Source organism: Pseudomonas sp. S12(2018) (assembly GCF_024355235.1).
GTDB lineage: Bacteria > Pseudomonadota > Gammaproteobacteria > Pseudomonadales > Pseudomonadaceae > Aquipseudomonas > Aquipseudomonas palmensis.
The window spans coordinates 1-23,991 of sequence record NZ_QLAD01000003.1; the positions used below are offsets into that span (position 1 = coordinate 1).

A 23,991-nucleotide genomic window follows, 5' to 3' on the forward strand; every position below is an offset into this window, starting at 1 on the left:
CCGCCAAGACCGAACTGGTGGTGCAGGGCGGCGGCAGTGCCACCACCTACAACGCCAGCGGCATCACCCACGTGACCACCGGGCCGTACACCGCGCACGCGGCGAACTTCGCCCATGTTGGGCCCAAGAGCCTGGCCGGGACCTTCCCCGAGCCGCCCAAGCCGGGCAAGGGCAACCTGGAGCTGTTCAACCTGTACGCCAATGCCAAGGGCATCCAGGCCGGCGATTACGAAGTGACCGATGCGCTGGGCACGGTGCTCAAGGGCAGCCTCGATGGCCAGGGGTTCAATGCCGTGTCGGGGGTTGCGCCGGGGCCGGCGTGGGTCAGGTTTGGTCTCGATACGGTCAACACCTGGAGCCTTGGCAGTTTTACCAAGGGCCTGCCCTGGCCGAGCCTGTCGGCCCTCGAAGAGGGCACGCCGTCGATGCTCGGTGCGATGCTCGACAAGCTCAAGCCTGATCCTGGCGGCAGCCTGATCGAAGAGGCCAAGCAACTCGCCGGCAAGGGCATGCATGCAGCAAAGGCCGGCAGTGACTTGCTCAACACCGGCCAAAGCGCGCTCCAAGGCATGCAGCAGATGCGGGGCGCAATGCAGGGCGGCATGGGTGGGCTGGCACAGCGGGTCAGCGCTTCCAGTGCCGTCGGTTCTACGCTGCCTGCCGCCTCGGCCGCGCTGAGTGCGGCGGGCCTGGCCGGCCTGCCAAGGTTGCCAGTACCCAAGCTGGCTGAACTCAAGGGTCACAGCCTGAACACTGTTACCGATTTGCTGCCAGGTGAACTGATCTCATGACTGAACATACCTACGCTTGCGACGACCACTCCCGCGCCTCGCAGGTAGCCATCACCCCGCTTCGCGAAATCCAGATAGAGGACGTTGGTCGTGGCGCCGTGGTCTTCGATGCCTGGCTACGTGAGGTCAGTGCCAGTTTTGCCACCCTTGAGCGCATCAGCGGTGTCGCCGGCAGTGTGCCCATGGCAGGCAATATCATTGCCTTGGTCGACGCGCTGGGGGATGTTGTCGCGCTGGCGCGCAGCAACGTACCTGAGCCCTTTGATTGCGCGAGCTTCGGGCTCAACCTGATCGGTCTGGTGGCTTCCCCTGCGAGCATGACCGCAGCACGCATGGCCTTGCGCCCGATGCTGTTCATCGTGCGCCAGGAGGGCAAGCGGGCGCTGGGTGATGCGCTGATGGAGCTGATGGCGGGCCACTTGAATGCTGACATCGTCGGTAGCCTGGATGACTTCGTCGAGCAGTCCCAGGGCAATCTCAAGGAGGCGTTGGCCCAGGCAGCAATCCTGGGCGAACAGATCATTCTCGACATCGCCTCAGGCCTCGGTGCTTTGGTTGCCGGCACTGCTGTGGGTGTGGCCAGCCCGGTCTCGGCGCCAGCTGGAAGCCGGCTTGTCCACGACCCGACGGCGAGCATCGACAACTATCTCCGGGCAGCCTTTGATGCCTACAAGGCGGCCGGCAAAGGCATGACCAGTGCTGCTGTCAGCGTTGCACTGGGGGACGAGGGCAAAGCTGGCCTACTGGCGCAGATTGCGCGCCTGCGGGAACTGGCGCCACAGGTGCGTGCTGAAATCCTTGAACTTTCCGATCCCGGCCGCCCTTGCTCCATTGAAGGCCTGCGCATGAAGCTGGCCAGCAGCGTAGAGCAATGGCGCACGCGCAACCCCCAGGTTGTGGTGGCCAACGTCAAGACCGCAGCCATCAGCACGGCCCAGCACCAGGCTGCCGACGGTAAGGTCGAAACGCAGAAGATGCAGAGCCCGGCGAGCCTGGAGGCCAACCAGTGCAAGAATGGCGCGCCCACCAGCACGTGCAACCGCATCAACTTCGCCTCGGGTAGCGAGACGCTTCAGCACACCGACTTCAGCCTGCCGGGGCCGTTTCCGATCGTGTGGACGCGTACCTATCATTCGCGCCTCGATGCCCTCGACAGCGCCAGCCTGGGCGCACGCTGGATCACCGAATTCACCACGTGCATCGATGTGCTGGATGACGGCGTGCTGTTCCACGACGTGGATGGCCGCAGCCATGCCTACCCGCTGCCCAAGATCGGTATGTCGCACTATGACCCGGTGGAGTACAACGCCCTGGTACGCACCACCGACAGTCAGCTGATTCTCATGCGCGGGCTGGGGCGCAAGGAAACCTATGAGCGGGCAGGGGAGCGCTTCCTCCTCACGCATATCGTGCTGCGCAGTGGCGCAGGAGCCACGCTGCATTACGAGCACCGTCATCAGGGGCGCCCGGTACTCTCGGACATCAACACCTACCAGGAGAATGACCCTGCCAAGGTACACCTGCAACTCGGCACCGTGCTTGACGGGCATGGCCGTATCCAGGGGCTCTGGCAGGTGGTCGATGGCAAGCCGCTGCGCCAGCTCTGCGCTTATCACCACGATCGGCTTGGCGACCTGGTAAGCGCCCAGGACGAGCATGGCGCTGCCTGGCAGTACGCGTACCAGCACCACCTGATCACGCGCTATACCGACCGTACCGGTCGTGGTCTCAACTTGCGCTGGGACGGCAGCGGCCCTCGCGCCAGGGCCGTGCACGAATGGGCAGACGACGGCAGCTTCGAGACTCGTCTCACCTGGGATGAACACATTCGCCTGACAACGGTGACTGACGCGTATGGCCAGCAGACCCGTCACTATTACGATGCGCAGGGCTACACCTATCGTATCGAGTACCCGGATGGGCGCTCGGAGTGGCTGTTTCGCGACCAGCGCAAGAACCTGATTCGCCACCTTCATGCCGACGGCAGCCAGGATCGTTTTGCCTACGACGAGCGAAGCAACCGGCTGCAACACATTCGTGCCGACCATAGCGTGGTGCATTACGCGTACAGCGACGATGATCAGCTGATCAAGGTTCGGGATGCTGAAGGTGGGCTGTGGCGACGGGACTACGACGAGCGCGGCAACCTGGTAGAGACGGTCGACCCGCTGGGCAACAAGACCGAGTTTGCCTACACCGCCACAGGCCAGGTCAGGGCAATCAAGGATGCTCACGGCAACGAGAAAAAACTCGGGTACAACGAGGCCGGGCAGATGCTCGAATACACCGACTGTTCGGGCAAGACCAGCCAGTGGCACTACAACGAATGCGGGCAATTGGTGGAAACCGCGAATGCGGCGGGCGACAAGACGCAGTACGAATACAAGGCGGGGCAGTTGGCCAAGGTGATTCATCCAGACAAAACCGAAGAGCGCTTCGAGCGTGACGCCGAAGGGCGCTTGCTCGCGCACCTGGATGCGCTGGATCGCTGTACTACCTGGTCCTATACGGCTGCCGGTCTGTTGGCTGAACGGGTGGATGCGAAGGAGCACACGTTGCGCTACCAGTGGGACAGGCTGGGGCGGTTGCTCAGCCTGGAGAACCAGAACGAGCAGTGCGCGTTTTACCAGTACGATCCCATGGGACGTCGAGTGGCAGAAACCGGCTTCGATGGTGTGACCGTCCGTTATCGGTACGACCCCTGCACTGGGCGCCTGGCGAGCAGCCAGGTGGGGCAGCGCCGCATCGATTTGCACCATGACCGCATGGGCCGGTTGATCGAGCGCACAGCGCACCTTGGCGATCAGCGCCAAACAGAGCGCTTTGCCTACGACGGCAATGGCAAGGTGCTGCAGGCGATCAACGACTCCAGCACACTGCAATGGTTCTATGACGACGCGGGCAACCTGACCCGTGAGCACCAGCACTACCTGGCAACGGGTACGCCGATGGTAGCGGTGTGGCTGCACGAGTACGACGCACTCAACCAGCGAATCGCCACCACGCGCCCGGATGGCCACAAGGTCAGCTGGCTGACTTACGGCAGCGGCCATCTCTTGGGCATGCGACTTGACCAGCACGAAATACTGGCTTATGAGCGCGACGATCTGCATCGCGAAGTCGCCCGCCATCAGGGCAACAAACTGACGCAAACGCAGGTATGGGACGCGCTGGGGCGTCCGCAAGAACAGTTGCTCACCAGTCATGACGGCCAATCCATTCTGTGCAAGCGCGAGTATCAATACGACCCGATCGGTCAACTGACAGACATCCTCGATACCCGTCGTGGTCACCTGGCCTACCAGTACGATCCGCTAGGCCGCCTGCTGCAGGCCAACAGCCGCCTGGGTGAAGAAACCTTTGCCTTCGACCCGGCCGGCAACCTGACGGACAAGGCGCGGCAACTGCATCGCCCGCTGGATAACGATGCCAGCTCCCACAAGGTGATGGACAACGTGCTGCGCGAATACGCGGGCAGCCGCTACACGTATGACGAGCGCGGTAACCTTGTGCAACGCTTGCACAACGGTGTGCCTGCCCACTTCAGCTGGGACTTGTTCAATCGCCTGGTGCGCTACAGCGACGACAGGCTCAGTGTGGAATACAGCTATGACGCCCTTGGTCGGCGGTTGCACAAGCATGCCGTCGCCCATTACAAGGACAAGCCCGAGGCCGGCACCGGCTGGAATGCAATGCAGCGCAGCAAGCGTCAGCGTGAGCTGCACTGCGGTTTCACGCTGTACGGATGGGACGGCGAAACCCTGGCCTGGGAAAGCGCATTGCCCCTCGACGAGGGCGACACAGGCCGTACCGTTCACTACCTCTACGAACCGGGCCGCTTCGTGCCGGTGGCTCAAGCGTTGCACAAGCGCTCGATACGCCTGCTCAGGCAACCCGACTGGCAGGGCCGTCATTACGACATCGACCAGGACCCACTCTGGCAGGCACTGCCCACTGCGCCAGCGTTCGACGTCATTGCCTGGTACCACTGCGACCACCTGGGCACGCCAATGGAAATCACCGACCACAACGGCAATGTTGCCTGGACGGGGCAGTACAAGGTGTGGGGTGAGGTTCGTGAAGAGCGCTCGTCGTGGGCCGCGCAGCATGGCGTGGGCAATCCGATTCGTTTTCAGGGGCAATACCACGACCCTGAAACAGGGCTGCATTACAACCGATTCCGTTACTACGAACCCCGCATGGCGCGCTATGTCTCGAGAGACCCGATCGGGATGCTGGGTGGGTTGAACGTGTACAGCTATGTGAGTAACAAGCCTGTTATGAGGGCTGACCCGTTGGGGCTGTTCGACCTGAACATGCCCGGCGTCGCGGAGCGCGCTTCACTGGGAAGTTGGATGTTGCAGAATGGTGCGACACCGGATGAGGTTTCCCGAGCGATGGCGCCACCGCCGGCCAAACCTATTATGACGGGAGAATGCAGGACGTCTGGCACTGCCGCAGTTGGGGCAGGGTTGTCTATTGGGGCAAGCGCAAACGAAGTATCGGGGTTTTCCAAACAGCTAGGAGTGCCAGTTTCAAGTGTTGGTCTACGTGCGGTTGCAAGCTGTGGATTCAAAATTTCGGATCCGGACTCGAAGGCGTTGGCCGTTGGCGCAGGAGTTGGCATGAGCTTTGGTTTGTTAACTATAGAAATGGCGCAAACTTCCACTTGGCCAGAACTATACTTTGGGCTGGGTCCGGGTGTAGGTCCTGAGATTAAGATTCCGGTAAATCCAACTGTAATTATTCCACTGAAAGATTGAGGGCGTATTGTGTGCTTTTGGATGGCTTTATTGATTGAGATAATTTTCTGGTTTTTGTTTGGGGTGGTTTTTTTAACGGTTTTTTATGCAAATGCATACTGCAAGCGTAATGGCATAAATATGAATACCTTTGTAGGGCTTTTTGAGATGTATAGGCATGTTTTTTCATTTAAAAATAAGATGCTTTCGTGGGTGGTTCTTACAACTGTTTACGGCGGAGCGGCCGCAGGAGTCGGGTTGGCTTCTTTGGTGTTTTACGCGCGATCTCAGGGGTGTGCGCTTGATGTAGTGGTTAATTTAGGGTGAGCGAAAGGAGAAACAAGAGCTGAAGTATGGCTCGGCAAGTTTTTACTGGTGCGTGTTTGGCGCCGAAGAAGTGTGTTTTAAGTCGCAACTGTGATGTCTTGAATTTTTACAGGAAATTTGTATTTTGCTTGGTGTTTATTGTTTTATTGGGGGCGGTCGAAAGGCTGTGTTTTGTAGTTGATGGGCGGTTTGGTGGGGTGGGCCATATTTCAGTACTGCCATGCGGTGATGTAGCTCAGTTCGCTTTGTGGTCAGCGTTCTATCTTTAGTCTTGTGCCATCAGCGTGGTCAGAATAAATTCATGTGCGATACGATCCAGTTTTTCCGTATTTTTCTGTTTTTTGTGGGATGGTTGTTTTTGACGGTTTCGGTGATATACGCAAATCGCTGCAGCAAGAAAAAGGGTATCAATATGAACACTTTTTCGGGCATGCTTGAAATGTGGGGTATGGTTTTCAGATTCGAAGATAAAAAGCTTTCAATCATGTTGCTGACATCAGCCTATGGAGGTGCGGTACTGGCAATCGTCATCCTCATACTAACGCATTGGGGCCAAAGCCAGGGTTGTGTCTTTCCGATCAATGACAGGACGATGCGTTAAGCAAAGGACTTCATACCTGGCAATGAGGGCATCGGGGGTACCGCGTCGAAGGCGCAACGCATTAAACTGCCGCCGACAATTGCCACCGCGACACAACAAGGGATCCTCAAATGACGACATTCACTCACCAGGACGGCCAGTACGTCGAAGTTGCCGGGGCACGCCTCTATTGTGAACAGCAAGGCAACCCACAGGGCCCGGCACTGGTTTTTCTGCACGGTGGCTTTGGCGACATCGAAACCTTCAATGCCATCACGCCAGCCCTGGCCGAACGTTATCGCCTGATCGGCATCGACAGCCGCGGCCAGGGCAAATCGACCCTGGGGCACCTGCCGCTGACCTACCAGCGCTTGCAACTGGATGTGGAGGCGGTTGCCCGGCAGTTGGGGCTTGAGCGCTTCAGCCTCGTTGGCCACAGCGATGGCGGCATTGCAGCGCTGCGCATCGCGGCTGCCGGGAGTGCTGGCATCGACAAACTGGTGACGATCGGTGCCCACTGGCAACTGAAAGCGGATGATCCCGTGCGCGGCATGTACAGCCGCGTGACCGGCGCGCGCTGGCGTGAGCTGTTCCCGCACAGCTACGAGCGCTACCTGCAGTTGAACCCCGAACCCGATTTCGACCGCCTGGCCGTGGCGTTGCGCGAGCTGTGGCTGGATTCAGGCGAGCAGGGCTACCCGAATGAAACGGTGTGCGGCATCACCGCCGATTTGCTGGTGATTCATGGCGATGAAGACCGCCTGGTAACGCGGGCCAACGCCTGCGAGCTGGCCGATCGAGTGGCGAATGCGCAACTGCTGAACATCCCGTTTACCGGGCATTCGCCGCACGAGGATCACCCCCAGTGGGTAATGCCTGCGCTCAAGGCACTGCTGGGCCTGTAACATGACGCTGCCGTTTGCGCGCCGCGCGGCTTGATCCGGCCTTAAGTGTTCAAGGAGTACCCACCATGCAAGGCTTCCATTGCGCCACCTGTGGCGAGTATCACGACGAGCTGCCCACCACCTTCGGCGCGCCAGCCCCTGCCGCCTGGTATGACCTGCCGGAGGCAGAGCGCGAGCAGCGTGCGCCACTGTCCAGCGATCAGTGCATCATCGATGACACCCACCACTTCGTGCTCGGGCGCCTGGAAATCCCGATCATCGGCTCACCCGAGCCGTTCGTGTGGCTGACCTGGGTGACGGTCAGCGAGGCGGACTTCTACCGCACCAGCGAACTGTGGGAAACCCCAGGTCGCGAGCGCGAACCACCTTATGCGGCACGTGTGCAAAGCGAGTTCCCCTATGAGGTTTCGACCCTCAACCTCAAGGCTACGCTGCAGACCCAGGCCCTGGGCGACCGCCCGCTGGTGTTCGTGGACGCGGGCGATCACCCGCTCGCCCTGCAGCAAAACACCGGCATCACCCACGATCAGGCTCGGCAACTGGCCGAACGCTGCCTGCATCAGTGAACAGGTCAGCGCCTCACGCACTGTCAGTTACGGTCATTAACTTGTAACTTTCGGTCATTGAGCCTCACTTCCAGGCGCATTACTGTCCCTCACAGATAACCGACGGGCCCCGCTGCACGCAGCGAGGCGCCCGCATTCCGTGATCAGTTCGCTGTGGAGTTCACCATGACCGCCGCTCAATACCCGCACCTGCTTGCCCCGCTGGACCTGGGCTTCACCACCCTGCGCAACCGCACCCTGATGGGCTCGATGCACACCGGCCTGGAGGAGAAACCCGGCGGTTTCGAGCGCATGGCGGCGTACTTTGCCGAGCGCGCCCGTGGTGGCGTCGGCCTGATGGTCACTGGCGGCATCGGGCCCAACGAAGAGGGCGGTGTGTACTCCGGCGCGGCCAAGCTGACAACGGCCGAAGAAGCGCAGAAGCACCGTATCGTTACCCAGGCGGTACACGAGGCCGGCGGCAAGATCTGCATGCAGATCCTCCACGCCGGGCGCTACGCCTACAGCCCCAAGCAGGTGGCCCCCAGCGCGATCCAGGCGCCGATCAACCCGTTCAAGCCCCGCGAGCTGGACGAAGAGGGCATCGAGAAGCAGATCCAGGACTTCGTCACCTGCGCCACGCTGGCCCAGAGCGCCGAGTACGACGGCGTCGAGATCATGGGGTCCGAAGGCTACTTCATCAACCAGTTCCTGGCCGCCCACACCAACCATCGCACCGACCGCTGGGGGGGCAGCTACGAGAACCGCATGCGCCTGGCCGTGGAGATCGTGCGCCGGGTGCGCGAAGCGGTCGGCCCGAACTTCATCATCATCTTCCGCCTGTCGATGCTCGACCTGGTGGAAGGCGGCAGCAACTGGCAGGAGATCGTGCAGCTGGCCCAGGCCATCGAGCAGGCCGGCGCCACGCTGATCAACACCGGCATCGGTTGGCACGAGGCGCGTATCCCGACCATCGCCACCAAGGTGCCGCGTGCCGCGTTCAGCAAGGTCACCGCCAAGTTGCGCGGCGCGGTGCAGATCCCGCTGATCACCACCAACCGCATCAACACCCCGGAAGTCGCCGAGCAGATCCTTGCCGAAGGCGACGCCGACATGGTGTCGATGGCACGCCCGTTCCTGGCCGACCCGGACTTCGTCAACAAGGCCGCCGCCGGGCGCGGCGACGAGATCAACACCTGCATCGGCTGCAACCAGGCCTGCCTGGACCACACCTTCGGCGGCAAGCTGACCAGTTGCCTGGTCAACCCGCGGGCCTGTCATGAAACCGAACTCAACTACCTGCCGGTGGCCCAGCCCAAGCGCATTGCCGTGGTCGGCGCCGGCCCGGCCGGCCTGGCCGCCGCTACCGTGGCCGCCGAGCGTGGCCACCAGGTGACCCTGTTCGACTCGGCCAGCGAGATCGGCGGGCAGTTCAACGTGGCCAAGCGCGTGCCGGGCAAGGAGGAGTTCTTCGAGACCCTGCGCTACTTCAAGCGCAAGCTGCAGACCACCGGCGTGGAGCTGTGTCTGAACACCCGCGTCAATGTCGAGCAACTGGTGGAGGGCGGCTACGACGAGATCATCCTTGCGACCGGCATCGCGCCTCGCCTGCCGGCCATCGACGGTATCGATCACGCCAAGGTGCTGAGCTACCTGGACGTGCTGCTGGCGCGCAAGCCGGTGGGGCAGAAGGTCGCGGTGATCGGTGCCGGCGGCATCGGCTTCGATGTGTCGGAGTTCCTGGTGCACCAGGGCGTTGCCACGAGCCAGGACCGCGAGGCGTTCTGGAGGGAGTGGGGCATCGACACCCGGCTCGAAGCGCGCGGCGGCGTGGCGGGCATCCAGGCCGAGCCCCATGCTCCGGCGCGCCAGGTGTACCTGTTGCAGCGCAAGAAGACCAAGGTTGGCGACGGGCTGGGCAAGACCACCGGCTGGATCCACCGCACAGGCCTGAAGAACAAGCGGGTGCAGATGCTCAACAGCGTCGACTACCTGAAGATCGACGACGCCGGCCTGCATATCCGTATCGCCGAAGGCGAGCCGCAGGTACTGGCGGTGGACAACGTGGTGATCTGCGCCGGCCAGGACCCGCTGCGCGAGCTGCAGGATGGCCTACTGGCCGCCGGGCAGTCGGTACACCTGATCGGCGGCGCGGACGTCGCCGCCGAGCTGGACGCCAAGCGCGCGATCAACCAGGGTTCACGCCTGGCGGCCGAGCTGTAAAGCGGTGGCGGGGGTGCGCTGGTAGACTGCGCGCTCCCGTTCTGCCGAGCCTGTTCGATGTCTGCCGCTTTCGATGACCTGCCACTGGCACCCCTGCAACCGCTGGCCCTAGGCTGGCTGGCGCGCGCCGGGGTCGAGGTGGCAGTGCTGCGTCTGGACCTCATCGACCCGCTGATCAGCGGCAACAAATGGTTCAAGCTGCAGGGGCACCTGCGCTTTGCCCATGCCCGTGGTGCCCCGGGGGTGATCAGCCTGGGCGGCGCCTATTCCAACCACCTGCATGCCCTGGCGGCGGCCGGCAAGCGCTTCGGCTTTGCCACGGCCGGGCTGTTGCGTGGGCACCCGCACAGCAACCCCACCGTGCACGACCTGCAAGCACTGGGCATGCACCTGCACTGGCTGGGGTACGCCGGATACAGGGCGCGGCATCAGGCGGATTTCTGGCAGCCCTGGCAAGCCCTCTACCCGGCATGGCATTGCGTGCCCGAAGGCGGCGCGGGGCCACTGGGCACCGAAGGCTGCGCACAGATCGTGACCCAGGCGCGGGCGCAGCTGGCGGCCGTGGGCTGGGCCGATTACGACGCCTGGTGGCTGGCGGTGGGCAGCGGTACCACGCTGGTGGGGCTGGCCCAGGCCGAAGCGGGCGCCCACCCGGTGCACGGCGCGCTGGCCGTGCCGCCGGGGCATGGGGTGGAAGGCGAGGTCGAGGTGCTGGCGCCGGGCACTTACCGCCTGCACGACGCCAGCCGGGGCGGCTTTGCCAAGGTCGACCCGGCCTTGCTGGCATTCATCCAGGCCAGCGAGGCCGAATCGGGCCTGCCACTGGAACCGCTGTACACCGGCAAGGCGTTGTTGGCCCTGCAGGAGCGTGTGCTGGCTGGCGCGTTCGTGGCCGGCACGCGGCTGATCTTCGTTCACACCGGCGGCTTGCAGGGCCGCCGCGGGTTCGCCTAGTCAGTCACCTTTTTGCGGCAGCATGCGCAGCAGGGTGTTATCGCGGACCACGTAGTGATGATAGAGGCCGGCCAGTGCATGCAGGCCGATCAGCCAGTAGCCCAGTGCGCCGAACCACTCGTGCCAGCCCTTGACGAACTTGGCCAGGTCGGTGTCCGGTGCTACCAGGGCAGGCAACTCCAGGCCGAAGAACGGGATCGGCTTGTCGGCCGCGCTGAGGATCACCCAGCCGGCCAGCGGCAGGCCGATCATCAGGGCGTACAGCGCCCAGTGCATCAGGTGCGCAAGACCCGTCTGCCAGGCCGGCGGCTTGGGTTCGATGCGCGGGGTGGGGTGGGTGACCTTCAGGATCAGGCGCAGCCATACCAGCACGAACACGCTCAGGCCGAGCATGAAGTGCAGGCTTTTCATCAGGTCGCGCTCGGCGCTGTCCTTGGGGAAGATGCCGCGCAGTTCGATGCAGGCGTATACCACCGCCAGCAGAATCAGCATCAGCCAGTGCAGGGCGATCGACAGGCTGCCGTAGCGTGCCTGCGTATTGGTCAGGGTCATGGTGGTTCCTCATATCGGTCAATCAGGTCAATGGCCGCGCTCTTGATGGCGCTGTGCGGATAACTCTAATCGCTTGCGCGTGCCCTGCACCTGCGCTGGGGCAAAAAAGTGTGCTAGCGGGCCTTCAGACCCTTGCCGAGCAGGTAGTCGACCAGTTGCGGGTCCTCGATACGGATGGCCAGGTCCATCAGGTCGCTCCTGTCGTCGGCCAGGCAGTGGGGTTTGTGCGGGTCGCAGTAGGTGCCGGTGCTGCTCATGCCGCGCTCGAGCAGTACGCTGAGGATGTCGTAGCTCACGTGCGGGGCGTCGGGCCCGTCGCGACCCTGGCGCGAAAGCTCGACCAGGATCGCTTCCATGGTTTCGCTGCCGGCCTCGGGCAGTGGCAGATGGCGGGCGACGGCCCGGCGCGTGGTGCTGTGCTCGGTCAGCACTGCGGCGTCGAAGGCGTCCATGTTGCTGTCGCTGCGCGTGAAGTAGGAGGTGTCGGCGCCGGCCTTGACCAGTGCGTCGATCAGCGAGGCATCGGCGCCCTGGGCGATGGCCAGCAGCAGCGGGCGTGGGTTGTGGTAGTCGCCGGCTTCCACCGGCGCGCCCTGGGCCAGCAGCCATTCGATGGTGGCAGTGGGGTGGTTGTGCTTGATGGCCGTGGACAGCAGCGATTCGGGGTAGTCGCCGAGCCCGACCATGGCCGGTAGCGCGGCACGCAGGTGCTGTAGCATAGCCAGCGAGGCGTTGTTTTCGAGTGCGAGGTGAAAGGCCGTGGTGTTGCGGGTGACCACACCGGGTGGATACTCGCCGGGTTGGCTGCGCGGGGCCAGCCACGTGTCCAGGTCGGTGGGCGTCGCCTGGCGCCAGAAGCTGTCGCTCAGCAGGGCGAGGTCGTTGTCCTGGTCCAGACCTGGGGCAGGCGCTGCGCTGGCACTTGCGGGCCAGGCCAGGGTGACGGCGAGCGCCAGGGCGAGAAGATTGCCGGGCACGGGTGGGTTCCTTGTGCGGGTACTGGGTGAGGGGGGGCGAGGTTAGCAGAATGTTGTCAGCGCTGGCCCCTTCGCCGGCAAGGCCGGCTCCCACGGGGGCGTACGTTCATGTGGGGGCCGGCCCAGCCAGTGCATGCTAACCCGCCAGGTTCGGCCAGGCATCGGCCACCAGAAACAAGCGTTGGGCCTCTACCCAATCCCCGCGATCCCCTGGCACCAGCCGCACCAGCAACTGCGCGGGGGCCATCGGGTCCAGCGCTTGCAGCCAGGCCTGGAACTGTTCCGTGCCCCAGGCCTGTTCCTGCGTGTACCGCGCCGGCGCCAGCCATGCCTGGCGCGGCAACGGCTGCCAGCGCCCGGGGTCGGCCTGCGCCGCAAACCGGGCCCAGTCGCGCTGATGCAGCCAGCGCCCGCGCAAGTGCTGCGGGTGCGCACCCGCCGGAGGCTGCGCCGTCCCCGGCCATGGATACAGCAGATACCCGCCCAGCCAAAGCTGAGCCGTGAAGCTGTCTATATGCAGCGCCGCCAGTGCCTCGCGCCCCTCGGCCCGCGCCGAAATCGGCAGTTGATGGTCGTTCAGGTGCGCCAGCTTGCGGTCCAGCCGGTCATGGCAGCCAGGCCCAAGCCACTGCGCCGGGTTACGCCCGTCACCGTGCTGCGGGCCCAGGTACAGCTTGATGGCCAGCTCCAGGTGATGCACCCCGTCGCGGTCACGCAGCAGGATGTCCAGCTCGCCCAGGGTGTGCCCGCCGTCGCGGATCGGCAGGTTGGCCGCCAGCAGCTCCACCCCCGGAGCATGGCGCAACGCGAACTGCCACAGCCGCTCGTAGTACAACCCCAGGCGCCGGCTGGCGGCCTGTGCCAGCCAGGCCTGCAGGTCACGGCTGTCGTGGTCCAGCGCCAGCAGCCAGTCGCGCAGCAACGCTGGTGCGGCCACCCAGTCGCTGCCGGCCAACGGGTGGCGTTGCGGCCAGGGCGTCACTGCGAGCATGGGGGGCGCAAGGATTACCCACGCCAGGTCCCGCACCGGGGGCTGGCGCAGGCGGTTGGGCAGGTCGCAAAGGTCGGTAAAGGGCATCATCCTGCGAGCATAGCCGCCCGCCCCGGCGCCTTGTGCAAAAAACTGCGGCGTTTGCCGCTGCCCGGCGCTTTCGCCCATAATCAACGCTTTGGCCAACCGGCCCATTCAACGCCGCAGTGCCCCGCAGGAGCCCCATGGAGCAATTTCGCAATATCGGTATCATCGGCCGCCTTGGCAGTTCGCAGGTGCTCGATACCATTCGCCGACTGAAAAAATTCCTGCTCGAGCGGCACCTGCACGTGATCCTCGAGGACACAATTGCCGACGTGCTGCCCGGCCACGGCCTGCAGACCTCCTCGCGCAAGCTGCTGGGCGAGGTGTGCGACATGGTCATCGTGGTCGGCGGCGACGGCAGCCTGCTGGGCGCCGCCCGCGCACTGGCGCGCCACAACATCCCGGTACTGGGCATCAACCGCGGCAGCCTGGGGTTTCTCACCGACATTCGCCCCGACGAGCTCGAGGTCAAGGTGGCCGAAGTGCTCGACGGCCACTACCTGGTGGAGAACCGCTTCCTGCTGCAGGCCGAAGTCCGCCGCCACGGCGAGGCCATCGGCCAGGGCGACGCGCTCAACGACGTGGTGCTGCACCCTGGCAAGTCCAACCGCATGATCGAGTTCGAGATCTACATCGACGGCCAGTTCGTGTGCAGCCAGAAGGCCGACGGCCTGATCGTCGCCACACCGACCGGCTCGACCGCCTACGCGCTGTCGGCCGGCGGACCGATCATGCACCCCAAGCTCGACGCCATCGTGATCGTGCCCATGTACCCGCACACGCTTTCGGGACGCCCGATCGTGGTCGATGGCAACAGCGAGCTGAAGATCGTGGTATCGCGTGACCTGCAGCTGTACCCGCAAGTCTCGTGCGATGGCCAGAACCATTTCACCTGTGCCCCCGGCGACACCATCACGGTGAACAAGAAGCCGCAGAAGCTGCGCCTGATCCACCCGCTGGACCACAACTACTACGAGGTCTGCCGGACCAAGCTCGGCTGGGGCAGCCGTCTGGGTGGTGGAGGCGACTGATGCTCGATCCCGCGCGCAGTTACGACCTGATCGGCGATGTCCACGGCTGTGCCCACACCCTGGAGCGTCTGCTCGACGCCATGGGGTACAAGCGTCAGGGCGGGGTGTGGCGGCATGCGCAGCGTCAGGCGATCTTCCTTGGCGACATCATCGACCGCGGCCCGCGCATTCGCGAGGCCCTGCACATCGTGCACGACATGGTCGAAGCCGGTCAGGCCCACTGCATCATGGGCAACCACGAATTCAGCGCACTGGGCTGGACCACGCCGGCGCTGCCGGGCAGCGGCAAGCAGTTCGTGCGCGAGCACAACCCGCGCCATGCGCGGCTGATCGAAGAGACACTGACCCAGTTCGCCGACCACCCCCACGACTGGCACGACTTTCTCGGCTGGTTCTACGAGCTGCCGCTGTTCATCGATGCCGGACGCTTTCGCGTGGTACACGCCTGCTGGGACGCGCGTCTGATCGAGCCGCTGCGCCAGCAGCATCCGGACGGGCGCATCGACGAGCATTTCGTGCAGGCCTCGGCCGTGGCCGGCAGCTTTGCCCACACCGTGTGCAACCGGCTGCTGCGCGGCACCGACATGCGCCTGCCCGACGGCCTCACCCTGACCGGCGGCGACGGCCTGACCCGCGCATTCTTTCGCACCAAGTTCTGGGAGGAAGACCCGCAGACCTACGGCGATATCGTGTTCCAGCCCGATGCGCTGCCGGCCGAAGTGGCCAATGCGCCGCTCAGTCGCAGCCAGAAGAACGCGCTGCTGCGCTACGGTGACGACGAGCCGCTGCTGTTCGTCGGCCATTACTGGCGCAGCGGCCGGCCCGCACCCATCCGCGCCAACCTGGCGTGCCTGGACTACAGTGCGGTGCTCTACGGAAAGCTGGTGGCCTATCGGCTGGATGATGAAACCCGCATCGACCCGCACAAGTTCGTATGGGTGGATGTCGAACGGCCGGAGGCCAGTCAATGAGTGCGGCAATGGTGATGCGCCTGCCCCTGAGCGTCGACCTCAGCGGCTTTGTCGAGCTGCTCAAGCGCCTGCAGGTGCCGCACCGGGTCTCGGAGGAGGGCGAGGAGCAGGTACTGTGGACCGCCGACTACCTGGTGGAAGATGTTCGCCAGCTGTACCAGCGCTTTCCGGAGGGCAATGCCGATGTGCAACTGCCGCCCCTGGCGCAGCCCCCGGCCCCACCGCGCCCGAGCCTGGCCGCGCAGGCGAAGGCCAGCAAGGCCACTGCAGCGGTGTTGCTGCTGTGTGTGGTGGTGGCTGCACTGACCGGCCTGGGCGACAACTTCGCCACCTTGAGCTGGCTGACCTTCCTGGATTTTCGCGTGCAGGGCGACTACCTGTATTTCACCCCGTTGCTGACCAGCCTCGATGCAGGCCAGTGGTGGCGCTTGTTCAGCCCGATGCTGGTGCACTTCGGCATCCTGCACCTGGCCATGAACGGCCTGTGGTACTGGGAGCTGGGGCGGCGCATCGAGCTGCGTCAGGGCACCCTGGCCTTGCTGTTGCTGACCCTGCTGTTCAGCCTGGTGTCGAACGTGGCGCAGTTCGTGTTCGGCGGGCCCAGCCTGTTCGGTGGCTTGTCCGGGGTGCTGTACGGCCTGCTCGGGCACATCTGGCTGTACCAGTGGCTGGCGCCGAACCCGGTGTATCGCATGCCGCGTGGCGTGCTGGTGATGATGCTGGTATGGCTGCTGCTGTGCCTGTCCGGGTTGATCACCCTGCTCGGCTTCGGCGCCATCGCCAACGCCGCCCACGTGGGTGGGCTGTTGGTCGGCTGCCTCAGCGGGCTCTTGGGCGGGGCACTGGCCCGGCGTAAACTGTCAGCTTGATTTTTGGAGACGCTATGTCCACTTTTGCGCAAATGATCGAAAACATCACCCCGGAGATCTACGCCAGCCTGAAACTGGCCGTGGAAATCGGCAAATGGTCCGACGGGCGCAAGCTCACCGCCGAGCAGAAGGAGCTGTCGTTGCAGGCCGTGATCGCCTGGGAGATGCAGAACCTGCCCGAAGACCAGCGTACCGGCTACATGGGCCCGCAGGAATGCGCATCCAAGTCTGCGCCGGTGCCCAACATCCTGTTCAAGTCGGACGCGATCCATTGATCGAACTCGGCCGTGGTTCCATCAGCAAGATGACGGCGCGCCTCGAGCAGCCGGTCGTGCAATACGCGTTTCGCCTGGGCGACGTCGAAGTGCCGGTCAACCCCCTGCTGGGCAAGACCGTGCGTCTCGAATACCTGGGCGCGATCCACTGTACCCACTGCGGGCGCAAGACCAAGACCAGCTTCAGCCAGGGTTACTGCTACCCGTGCATGACCAGGCTGGCGCAATGCGACACCTGCATCATGAGCCCCGAGCGCTGCCACTACGAGCACGGCACCTGCCGTGACCCGGCCTGGGGCGAGCAGTTCTGCATGACCGACCACGTGGTGTACTTGGCCAACTCGTCGGGTATCAAGGTCGGCATCACCCGCGCCACCCAGCTGCCCACGCGCTGGCTCGACCAGGGCGCCAGCCAGGCCCTGCCGATCGTGCGGGTGGCCACCCGGCAGCAGTCCGGGCTGGTCGAGGACCTGTTCCGCAGCCAGGTGGCCGACCGCACCAACTGGCGCGCACTGCTCAAGGGCAACGCCGAGGCGGTCGACCTGGTGGCCGTGCGCGAGCAGTTGTTCGACAGCTGCAGTGAAGGTTTCAAGGGCCTGCAGGACCGCTTCGGCCTGCAGGCGATCCAGCCGCTGACCGACGTCGAGCCGATTGAAATCCGCTACCCGGTAGAGGCGTACCCGAGCAAGATCGTGAGCTTCAACCTGGACAAGAACCCTGTCGCCGAAGGCACCCTGCTGGGGATCAAGGGCCAGTACCTGATTTTCGATACCGGCGTGATCAATATTCGCAAGTACACGGCCTACCAGCTGGCCGTGCATCAGTAAAAGGACCGCCACATGCGTACCGAACAGCCGCAAGTGATCTACCTCAAGGACTATCAGGCACCCGAGTACCTGATCGACGAGACGCACCTGACCTTCGAACTGTTCGAGGACCACAGCCTGGTCCACGCGCAGCTGGTCATGCGCCGCAACCCGGCGCGCGGTGCCGGCCTGCCGGCGCTGGTGCTCGACGGCCAGCAGCTGGAACTGCTCAGCGTGGCGCTGGACGACCAGCCGCTGGGCGCTGACGACTACCAGCTCGACGACAGCCACCTTACCCTGCAGCCCACTGCCGAGCGCTTCACCCTGGACACCAGCGTGAAGATCCACCCCGAGACCAACACCGCGCTCGAGGGCCTGTACAAGTCCGGCGGCATGTTCTGCACCCAGTGCGAGGCCGAGGGCTTTCGCAAGATCACCTACTACCTCGACCGCCCGGACGTGATGAGCACCTTCACCACCACGGTGATCGCCGAGCAGCATCGCTACCCGGTCCTGCTGTCCAACGGCAACCCCATCGGCAGCGGGCCGCAGCAGGACGGTCGGCACTGGGCCACCTGGGAAGACCCGTTCAAGAAACCGGCCTACCTGTTCGCACTGGTGGCCGGCGACCTGTGGTGCGTCGAAGACACCTTCACCCGCCAGTCGGGGCGCGACGTGACCCTGCGCATCTATGTCGAGCCGGAGAACATCGACAAGTGCCAGCACGCCATGGTCAGCCTGAAGAAGTCCATGCGCTGGGACGAAGAGGTGTATGGCCGCGAATACGACCTGGACATCTTCATGATCGTGGCGGTCAACGACTTCAACATGGGCGCCATGGAGAACAAGGGCCTCAACATCTTCAACTCCAGCTGCGTGCTGGCGCGTGCCGAGACCGCCACCGATGCCGCGCACCAGCGGGTCGAGGCGGTGGTGGCCCACGAGTACTTCCACAACTGGTCGGGCAACCGCGTGACCTGCCGCGACTGGTTCCAGCTGTCGCTCAAGGAAGGCTTCACGGTGTTCCGCGATTCCGAGTTCAGCGCCGACATGAACTCGCGCACGGTCAAGCGCATCGAGGACGTGGCCTACCTGCGTACCCACCAGTTCGCCGAAGACGCCGGCCCCATGGCCCACGCCGTGCGCCCGGACAGCTTCATCGAGATTTCCAACTTCTACACCCTGACCGTGTACGAGAAGGGCTCGGAAGTGGTACGCATGGTGCACACGCTGCTGGGTGCCGAAGGCTTTCGCAAGGGCAGCGACCTGTACTTCGAACGCCATGACGGCCAGGCCGTGACCTGCGACGACTTCATCAAGGCCATGGAAGACGCCAACGGCGTCGACCTGACCCAGTTCAAGCGCTGGTACAGCCAGGCCGGCACGCCGCGCCTGAACGTTAGCGAGGCTTACGACGCCGCTGCCCAGACCTACAGCCTGACCTTCAGCCAGAGCTGCCCGGCAACCCCGGACAAGGTCGAGAAGCAGCCATTCGTGATCCCGGTCGAACTGGGCCTGCTCGATGCCCAGGGCAACGACATTGCCCTGCGCCTGCAAGGCGAAACGCAGGCGGGCGCGACCACGCGGGTGCTGTCGGTGACCGAGGCCGAGCAGACCTTCACCTTCGTCGACGTGGCCGCCAGGCCGTTGCCGTCGCTGCTGCGCGGCTTCAGTGCGCCGGTCAAGCTGAGCTTCCCGTACGACCGCGACCAACTCATGTTCCTGATGCAGCACGACAGCGATGGCTTCAATCGCTGGGAAGCCGGCCAGCAACTGTCGGTTCAGGTCTTGCAGGAACTGATCGCGCAGCATCAGCGCGGTGAAGCCCTGGTGCTCGATCAGCGCCTGGTCACTGCCCTGGGCAGCGTGCTGGCCAACGAGGCACTCGACCAGGCCATGGTCGCCGAAATGCTCTCGCTGCCGAGTGAGGCCTACCTCACCGAAATCAGCGAAGTGGCCGATGTGGACGCGATTCACGCGGCCCGCGACTTTGCCCGCCAGCAACTGGCCGAGCAACTGTTCGACGGGCTGTGGGCGCGCTACCAGGCCAACCGTGCGGTCTCGCGCGAAACCGCCTATGTGGCCGAGGCCGAGCACTTTGCCCGGCGCAGCCTGCAGAACATCGCGCTGTCGTACCTGATGCTCACGGGCCGGGCGCAGGTGCTGGAGGCGACGCTCGAGCAGTTCGAGGCGTGCGACAACATGACCGAACGCCTGACCGCACTGGCCGTGCTGGTCAATTCGCCGTTCCAGGACGAGCGCGCCAGGGCACTGCAAAGTTTTGCCGAGCACTTCAAGGACAACCCGCTGGTGATGGACCAGTGGTTCAGCGTGCAGGCGGGCAGCCCGTTGCCGGGCGGCCTGGCGCGAGTGCGGGCGTTGATGGAGCACCCGGCGTTCACCCTGAAGAACCCGAACAAGGTGCGCGCGTTGATCGGTGCGTTCGCCGGGCAGAACCTGGTCAACTTCCATGCGGCCGATGGCTCGGGTTATCGCTTCCTGGCGGATCTGGTGATCGAACTGAACGGCTTCAACCCGCAGATCGCCTCGCGCCAGCTGGCGCCGCTGACCCGCTGGCGCAAGTACGATGCCGCGCGCCAGGCGCTGATGAAGGCCGAGCTGGAGCGCATCCGCGGCTCGGGCGGGCTGTCCAGCGATGTGTTCGAGGTGGTGAGCAAGAGCCTGGCCTGAGGTTGAGGGCAGGTTGAACAGGGGGCTGGCCTTTTCGGGGCAGCCCCCTTTTTTATGATGAAGGTGCGGGCGGACAACGCGACATCCACGACCCAGAGGCCGCGCTTAACAAAACATAACGCGTTGTACGTTGTCATCCATTTCCAAAGCCTGCTAGCTTGAGGCCAGCATTCGCGGGGCTCTAGATTGCCGCTTCCAGCCCCGCCAGTAGCACCGAATAACAATAATGTGGGAGAGGACTATGAATGTATTCACGGCCAGCGTCTTGCTGAGCCTGGGCCTGGGGCTGTTCGCCGCAACCGCCGGGGCTGCCGATGACGGCCCGACACCGCAGACGGTGTATTCACAGACCTCGAACAAGGCCTCCCACAGCCTGCTGATCGACATCGCCAAGGCCGGGCCGCGCCTGGTGGCGGTGGGCGAACGCGGGCATATCCTCTTCTCCGACGACCAGGGCCAGAGCTGGACCCAGGCCCGCGTCCCCAGCCGCCAACTGCTCACTGCCGTGTACTTCGCCGATGCCAAGCACGGCTGGGCAGTGGGCCATGATGCGCAGATCCTCGCCAGTAGCGACGGCGGCGCCACCTGGAGCAAACAGTTCGAAGACCCGTCCCGCGAATCCCCGCTGCTGGATGTCTGGTTCCAGGACACCCGGCACGGGCTGGCCGTGGGGGCCTATGGCAGCCTGTTCGAAACCACCGACGGCGGCGCGCACTGGCAGGACGTCGCAGAGCGCCTCGACAACCCCGATCAGTACCACCTCAATGGCATCGCTGCCGTGAAGGACGCGGGCCTGTTCATCGTGGGCGAGCAGGGCAGCATGTTCCGCTCCCGCGATGCCGGGCAGACCTGGGAACACCTCGACGGCCCCTACGAGGGCTCGCTGTTCGGAGCGATCGGTACCGCCCGCGCCGATACCCTGCTGGTCTACGGCCTGCGCGGCAACCTGTACCGCTCCAGCGATTTCGGCAGCACCTGGCAGGCCATCGCGCTCCAGGGCGAGCGCGGTGCGCTCGAATTCGGCCTGGCAAGCGCTACGCTACTCGAAGACGGCAGCCTGGTGCTGGTGGGCAACGGCGGCAGCGTGTTGCGCAGCACCGATGACGGCCAGAGCTTCAGCGTGTTCAACCGGCCCGACCGTATCGCCCTTTCGGGCGTGAGCGGCCAGGCCGATGGGCAGCTGATCCTGGTCGGCCAGGGCGGGGCACGCCTGGCTACCGCCACCGGCGCCGCGAGGGCGCAACCATGAGCAGTCAGGAGTCGTTCAACATGCAGCACAACCAGGACAAGGCGAGCCTGCTCGAGCGCCTGATATTCAACAACCGCCCGGCGGTGATCGGCATCTGTGTGCTGGTGAGCCTGTTCCTGTTCTGGCAGGCCATGCTGATTCGCCCGTCCACCAGCTTCGAGAAGATGATTCCGCTGGAGCATCCGTTCATCCAGAACATGATCGAGCACCGCAACGACCTGGCCAACCTGGGCAACACCGTGCGGATCTCGGTGGAGGCCAAGGACGGTGACATCTTCAGCAAGGCGTACATGGAGACCCTGCGCCAGATCCACGACGAGGTGTTCTACATTCCTGGCGTCGATCGTTCGGCGCTCAAGTCGCTGTGGAGCCCCAGCGTGCGCTGGACCGAGGTGACCGAGGAGGGCTTCGCCGGTGGCGAGGTGATCCCGCAGACCTACGACGGTTCGCCCGACAGCCTGGAGCAACTGCGCAACAACGTGCTCAAGTCCGGTCAGGTCGGCCGGCTGGTGGCCAACAACTTCAAGTCGAGCATCGTCGATGTGCCGCTGCTCGAATCCTACCCCGACCCCAACGACCCGGGGCGCCAGATCAAGCTCGACTACCAGGCGTTCTCGCACCAGCTCGAAGACCTGATCCGCAACAAGTTCGAGGCGCAGAACCCCAACGTCAAGATCCACATCGTGGGCTTTGCCAAGAAGGTCGGCGACCTGATCGACGGCCTGATGATGGTGGTGATGTTCTTCGGCATCGCCCTGGTGATCACCTGGGTGCTGCTGTACTGGTTCACCTGGTGCATCCGCAGCACCATTGCCGTGCTCATCACCACCCTGGTGGCGGTGGTGTGGCAACTGGGGCTGATGCACGCGGTGGGCTTCGGGCTCGACCCGTATTCGATGCTGGTGCCGTTCCTGATCTTCGCCATCGGCATCTCCCACGGGGTGCAGAAGATCAACGGCATCGCCTTGCAGTCCAGCGAGGCCGAGAACGCGCTGACTGCGGCGCGGCGTACCTTCCGCCAGCTGTTCCTGCCGGGCATGATCGCCATCCTGGCCGATGCGGTGGGCTTCATCACCTTGCTGATCATCGACATCGGGGTCATCCGTGAACTGGCCATCGGTGCCTCGATCGGCGTGGCGGTGATCGTGTTCACCAACCTGATCCTGCTGCCGGTGGCGATCTCCTATGTGGGCATCAGCAAGAAGGCCATCGAACGCAGCAAGAAGGATGCGACCCGCGAGCATCCGTTCTGGCGCCTGCTGTCCAGCTTCGCCAGCCCCAAGGTGGCGCCGGTGTCGGTGCTGCTGGCGCTGGCGATGTTCGGTGGCGGCCTGTGGTACAGCCAGAACCTGAAGATCGGCGACCTCGACCAGGGTGCGCCGGAGCTGCGTCCGGATTCGCGCTACAACAAGGACAACGCCTTCATCATCGACAACTACTCCACCAGCTCCGACGTGCTGGTGGTGATGGTCAAGACCCCGACCGAAGGCTGCTCGGTGTACAAGACCATGGCGCCGGTCGACGAGCTGATGTGGAAGATGGAGAACACCCCCGGGGTGCAGTCGGCGATCTCGCTGGTGACCGTGTCCAAGCAGATGATCAAGGGCATGAACGAGGGCAACCTGAAATGGGAGAGCCTGTCGCGCAACCCGGACATCCTCAACACCTCGGTGTCGCGTGCCGAGGGCCTGTACAACGCCGACTGTTCGCTGGCGCCGGTGCTGGTGTTCCTCAACGACCACAAGGCCGAGACCCTCGACCGCGTGGTGGATGCGGTCAAGGCGTTCGCTGCCGAGCATGACCAGGAGGGCCTGGAGTTCCTGCTGGCGGCGGGCAACGCGGGGATCGAGGCGGCCACCAACGAGGTGATCCGGTCGGCCGAGCTGACCATCCTGATCCTGGTGTACCTGTGCGTGGCGGTGATGTGCATGATCACCTTCCGCTCGTTTGCTGCCACCCTGTGCATCGTGCTGCCGCTGGTGCTGACCTCGGTGCTGGGCAACGCGCTGATGGCGTTCATGGGCATCGGCGTCAAGGTCGCGACCTTGCCGGTGGTGGCGCTGGGCGTGGGCATCGGCGTGGACTACGGGATCTACATCTACAGCCGCCTGGAGAGCTTCCTGCGCGCCGGCCTGCCGTTGCAGGAGGCCTACTACCAGACGCTGCGCTCCACCGGCAAGGCGGTGCTGTTCACCGGGTTGTGCCTGGCGATCGGGGTGTGCACCTGGATCTTCTCGGCCATCAAGTTCCAGGCCGACATGGGCCTGATGCTGACCTTCATGCTGCTGTGGAACATGTTCGGCGCGCTGTGGCTGTTGCCGGCGCTGGCACGCTTCCTGATCAAGCCGGAGAAGATGGCGGGCACCCAGAGCAAGTCGATTTTCGCGCACTGACACACTGCGTCGTTTTCATCGCGGGTCAAGCCCGC

17 protein-coding genes and 1 pseudogene are annotated in these 23,991 nt (G+C 64.1%); 15 read left to right on the forward strand and 3 right to left on the reverse strand.

Going from position 1 to position 23,991, the window contains the following annotated elements; genetic code table 11:
* The 7 genes and pseudogenes from DN388_RS07235 to DN388_RS07265 all read left to right on the forward strand — a co-directional run.
* Nucleotides 1-791 (forward strand): annotated as a pseudogene (locus DN388_RS07235) (type VI secretion system tip protein VgrG); the annotation flags it as partial.
* Complete coding sequence (locus DN388_RS07240; RefSeq protein ID WP_254998192.1) at nucleotides 788-5,554, forward strand: RHS repeat-associated core domain-containing protein; 4,767 nt, start codon at nucleotides 788-790, stop codon at nucleotides 5,552-5,554. The pseudogene DN388_RS07235 and the gene DN388_RS07240, both read left to right, overlap by 4 nt.
* Nucleotides 5,555-5,575: 21 nt before the next feature.
* A complete protein-coding gene (locus tag DN388_RS07245) occupies nucleotides 5,576-5,860 on the forward strand; it encodes a hypothetical protein (protein WP_254998193.1) in 285 nt (94 codons plus the stop codon).
* A 711-nt stretch (nucleotides 5,861-6,571) separates the two neighbouring features.
* Nucleotides 6,572-7,345 carry an alpha/beta fold hydrolase gene (locus tag DN388_RS07250; RefSeq protein WP_253086274.1) on the forward strand — a complete coding sequence of 258 codons (774 nt, stop codon included), beginning with the start codon at nucleotides 6,572-6,574 and terminating at the stop codon, nucleotides 7,343-7,345.
* A 65-nt stretch (nucleotides 7,346-7,410) separates the two neighbouring features.
* Nucleotides 7,411-7,911, forward strand: a complete 501-nt coding sequence (locus tag DN388_RS07255; protein ID WP_210015425.1) for a DUF2199 domain-containing protein — start codon at nucleotides 7,411-7,413, stop codon at nucleotides 7,909-7,911.
* Between the two features lie 165 nt (nucleotides 7,912-8,076).
* A complete protein-coding gene (locus DN388_RS07260; protein WP_054916686.1) occupies nucleotides 8,077-10,113 on the forward strand; it encodes an NADPH-dependent 2,4-dienoyl-CoA reductase in 2,037 nt (678 codons plus the stop codon).
* 57 nt (nucleotides 10,114-10,170) lie between these two features.
* Entirely contained in the window at nucleotides 10,171-11,067 is an 897-nt protein-coding gene (locus DN388_RS07265) for a 1-aminocyclopropane-1-carboxylate deaminase/D-cysteine desulfhydrase (RefSeq protein ID WP_254998200.1), read from the forward strand.
* On the opposite strand, the gene cybB is transcribed toward DN388_RS07265, so the two are convergent.
* The 3 genes from cybB to DN388_RS07280 form a co-directional block, all read right to left on the reverse strand.
* Nucleotides 11,068-11,619: a cytochrome b561 gene (gene cybB / locus DN388_RS07270; RefSeq protein ID WP_254998203.1), complete on the reverse strand. Its 552-nt coding sequence runs from the start codon at nucleotides 11,617-11,619 to the stop codon at nucleotides 11,068-11,070.
* A gap of 113 nt (nucleotides 11,620-11,732) precedes the next feature.
* On the reverse strand, nucleotides 11,733-12,596 hold the full coding sequence (locus DN388_RS07275) for a hypothetical protein (RefSeq protein ID WP_254998206.1): 864 nt from the start codon (nucleotides 12,594-12,596) through the stop codon (nucleotides 11,733-11,735).
* A 136-nt stretch (nucleotides 12,597-12,732) separates the two neighbouring features.
* Complete coding sequence (locus DN388_RS07280) at nucleotides 12,733-13,677, reverse strand: DUF1853 family protein (protein ID WP_058541368.1); 945 nt, start codon at nucleotides 13,675-13,677, stop codon at nucleotides 12,733-12,735.
* 134 nt (nucleotides 13,678-13,811) lie between these two features.
* On the opposite strand from DN388_RS07280, the gene DN388_RS07285 reads away from it, so the two are divergent.
* The 8 genes from DN388_RS07285 (at nucleotide 13,812) to DN388_RS07320 (ending at nucleotide 23,956) form a co-directional block, all read left to right on the forward strand.
* Complete coding sequence (locus tag DN388_RS07285; RefSeq protein WP_043864641.1) at nucleotides 13,812-14,702, forward strand: NAD(+) kinase; 891 nt, start codon at nucleotides 13,812-13,814, stop codon at nucleotides 14,700-14,702.
* Complete coding sequence (locus tag DN388_RS07290) at nucleotides 14,699-15,673, forward strand: metallophosphoesterase (RefSeq protein ID WP_173925093.1); 975 nt, start codon at nucleotides 14,699-14,701, stop codon at nucleotides 15,671-15,673. Before DN388_RS07285 ends, DN388_RS07290 begins: the two co-directional genes overlap by 4 nt.
* Entirely contained in the window at nucleotides 15,670-16,542 is an 873-nt protein-coding gene (locus tag DN388_RS07295; protein ID WP_058541351.1) for a rhomboid family intramembrane serine protease, read from the forward strand. The genes DN388_RS07290 and DN388_RS07295 overlap by 4 nt, the downstream gene beginning before the upstream one ends.
* A 14-nt stretch (nucleotides 16,543-16,556) precedes the next feature.
* Nucleotides 16,557-16,817, forward strand: a complete 261-nt coding sequence (locus tag DN388_RS07300) for a YeaC family protein (protein WP_054916681.1) — start codon at nucleotides 16,557-16,559, stop codon at nucleotides 16,815-16,817.
* Entirely contained in the window at nucleotides 16,814-17,644 is an 831-nt protein-coding gene (locus tag DN388_RS07305) for a DUF2797 domain-containing protein (protein ID WP_058541350.1), read from the forward strand. Before DN388_RS07300 ends, DN388_RS07305 begins: the two co-directional genes overlap by 4 nt.
* A 12-nt stretch (nucleotides 17,645-17,656) precedes the next feature.
* Nucleotides 17,657-20,314, forward strand: coding sequence for an aminopeptidase N (gene pepN / locus DN388_RS07310; RefSeq protein ID WP_054916680.1), 2,658 nt, complete (start codon nucleotides 17,657-17,659; stop codon nucleotides 20,312-20,314).
* Between the two features lie 241 nt (nucleotides 20,315-20,555).
* Nucleotides 20,556-21,563 carry a YCF48-related protein gene (locus DN388_RS07315; RefSeq protein ID WP_229590342.1) on the forward strand — a complete coding sequence of 336 codons (1,008 nt, stop codon included), beginning with the start codon at nucleotides 20,556-20,558 and terminating at the stop codon, nucleotides 21,561-21,563.
* Nucleotides 21,560-23,956: an RND family transporter gene (locus tag DN388_RS07320; protein ID WP_043864634.1), complete on the forward strand. Its 2,397-nt coding sequence runs from the start codon at nucleotides 21,560-21,562 to the stop codon at nucleotides 23,954-23,956. The genes DN388_RS07315 and DN388_RS07320 overlap by 4 nt, the downstream gene beginning before the upstream one ends.
* Nucleotides 23,957-23,991: the final 35 nt, after the last annotated feature.

Excerpts from the sequence above, each read along its gene's own strand:
- DN388_RS07240 (WP_254998192.1), top strand. The coding sequence starts at position 788 with ATGACTGAACATACCTACGCTTGCGACGACCACTCCCGCGCCTCGCAG.
- DN388_RS07245 (WP_254998193.1), top strand. The coding sequence starts at position 5,576 with ATGGCTTTATTGATTGAGATAATTTTCTGGTTTTTGTTTGGGGTGGTT.
- DN388_RS07250 (WP_253086274.1), top strand. The coding sequence starts at position 6,572 with ATGACGACATTCACTCACCAGGACGGCCAGTACGTCGAAGTTGCCGGG.
- DN388_RS07255 (WP_210015425.1), top strand. The coding sequence starts at position 7,411 with ATGCAAGGCTTCCATTGCGCCACCTGTGGCGAGTATCACGACGAGCTG.
- DN388_RS07260 (WP_054916686.1), top strand. The coding sequence starts at position 8,077 with ATGACCGCCGCTCAATACCCGCACCTGCTTGCCCCGCTGGACCTGGGC.
- DN388_RS07265 (WP_254998200.1), top strand. The coding sequence starts at position 10,171 with ATGTCTGCCGCTTTCGATGACCTGCCACTGGCACCCCTGCAACCGCTG.
- cybB (WP_254998203.1), bottom strand. The coding sequence starts at position 11,619 with ATGACCCTGACCAATACGCAGGCACGCTACGGCAGCCTGTCGATCGCC.
- DN388_RS07280 (WP_058541368.1), bottom strand. The coding sequence starts at position 13,677 with ATGATGCCCTTTACCGACCTTTGCGACCTGCCCAACCGCCTGCGCCAG.
- DN388_RS07285 (WP_043864641.1), top strand. The coding sequence starts at position 13,812 with ATGGAGCAATTTCGCAATATCGGTATCATCGGCCGCCTTGGCAGTTCG.
- DN388_RS07295 (WP_058541351.1), top strand. The coding sequence starts at position 15,670 with ATGAGTGCGGCAATGGTGATGCGCCTGCCCCTGAGCGTCGACCTCAGC.
- DN388_RS07300 (WP_054916681.1), top strand. The coding sequence starts at position 16,557 with ATGTCCACTTTTGCGCAAATGATCGAAAACATCACCCCGGAGATCTAC.
- pepN (WP_054916680.1), top strand. The coding sequence starts at position 17,657 with ATGCGTACCGAACAGCCGCAAGTGATCTACCTCAAGGACTATCAGGCA.
- DN388_RS07315 (WP_229590342.1), top strand. The coding sequence starts at position 20,556 with ATGAATGTATTCACGGCCAGCGTCTTGCTGAGCCTGGGCCTGGGGCTG.
- DN388_RS07320 (WP_043864634.1), top strand. The coding sequence starts at position 21,560 with ATGAGCAGTCAGGAGTCGTTCAACATGCAGCACAACCAGGACAAGGCG.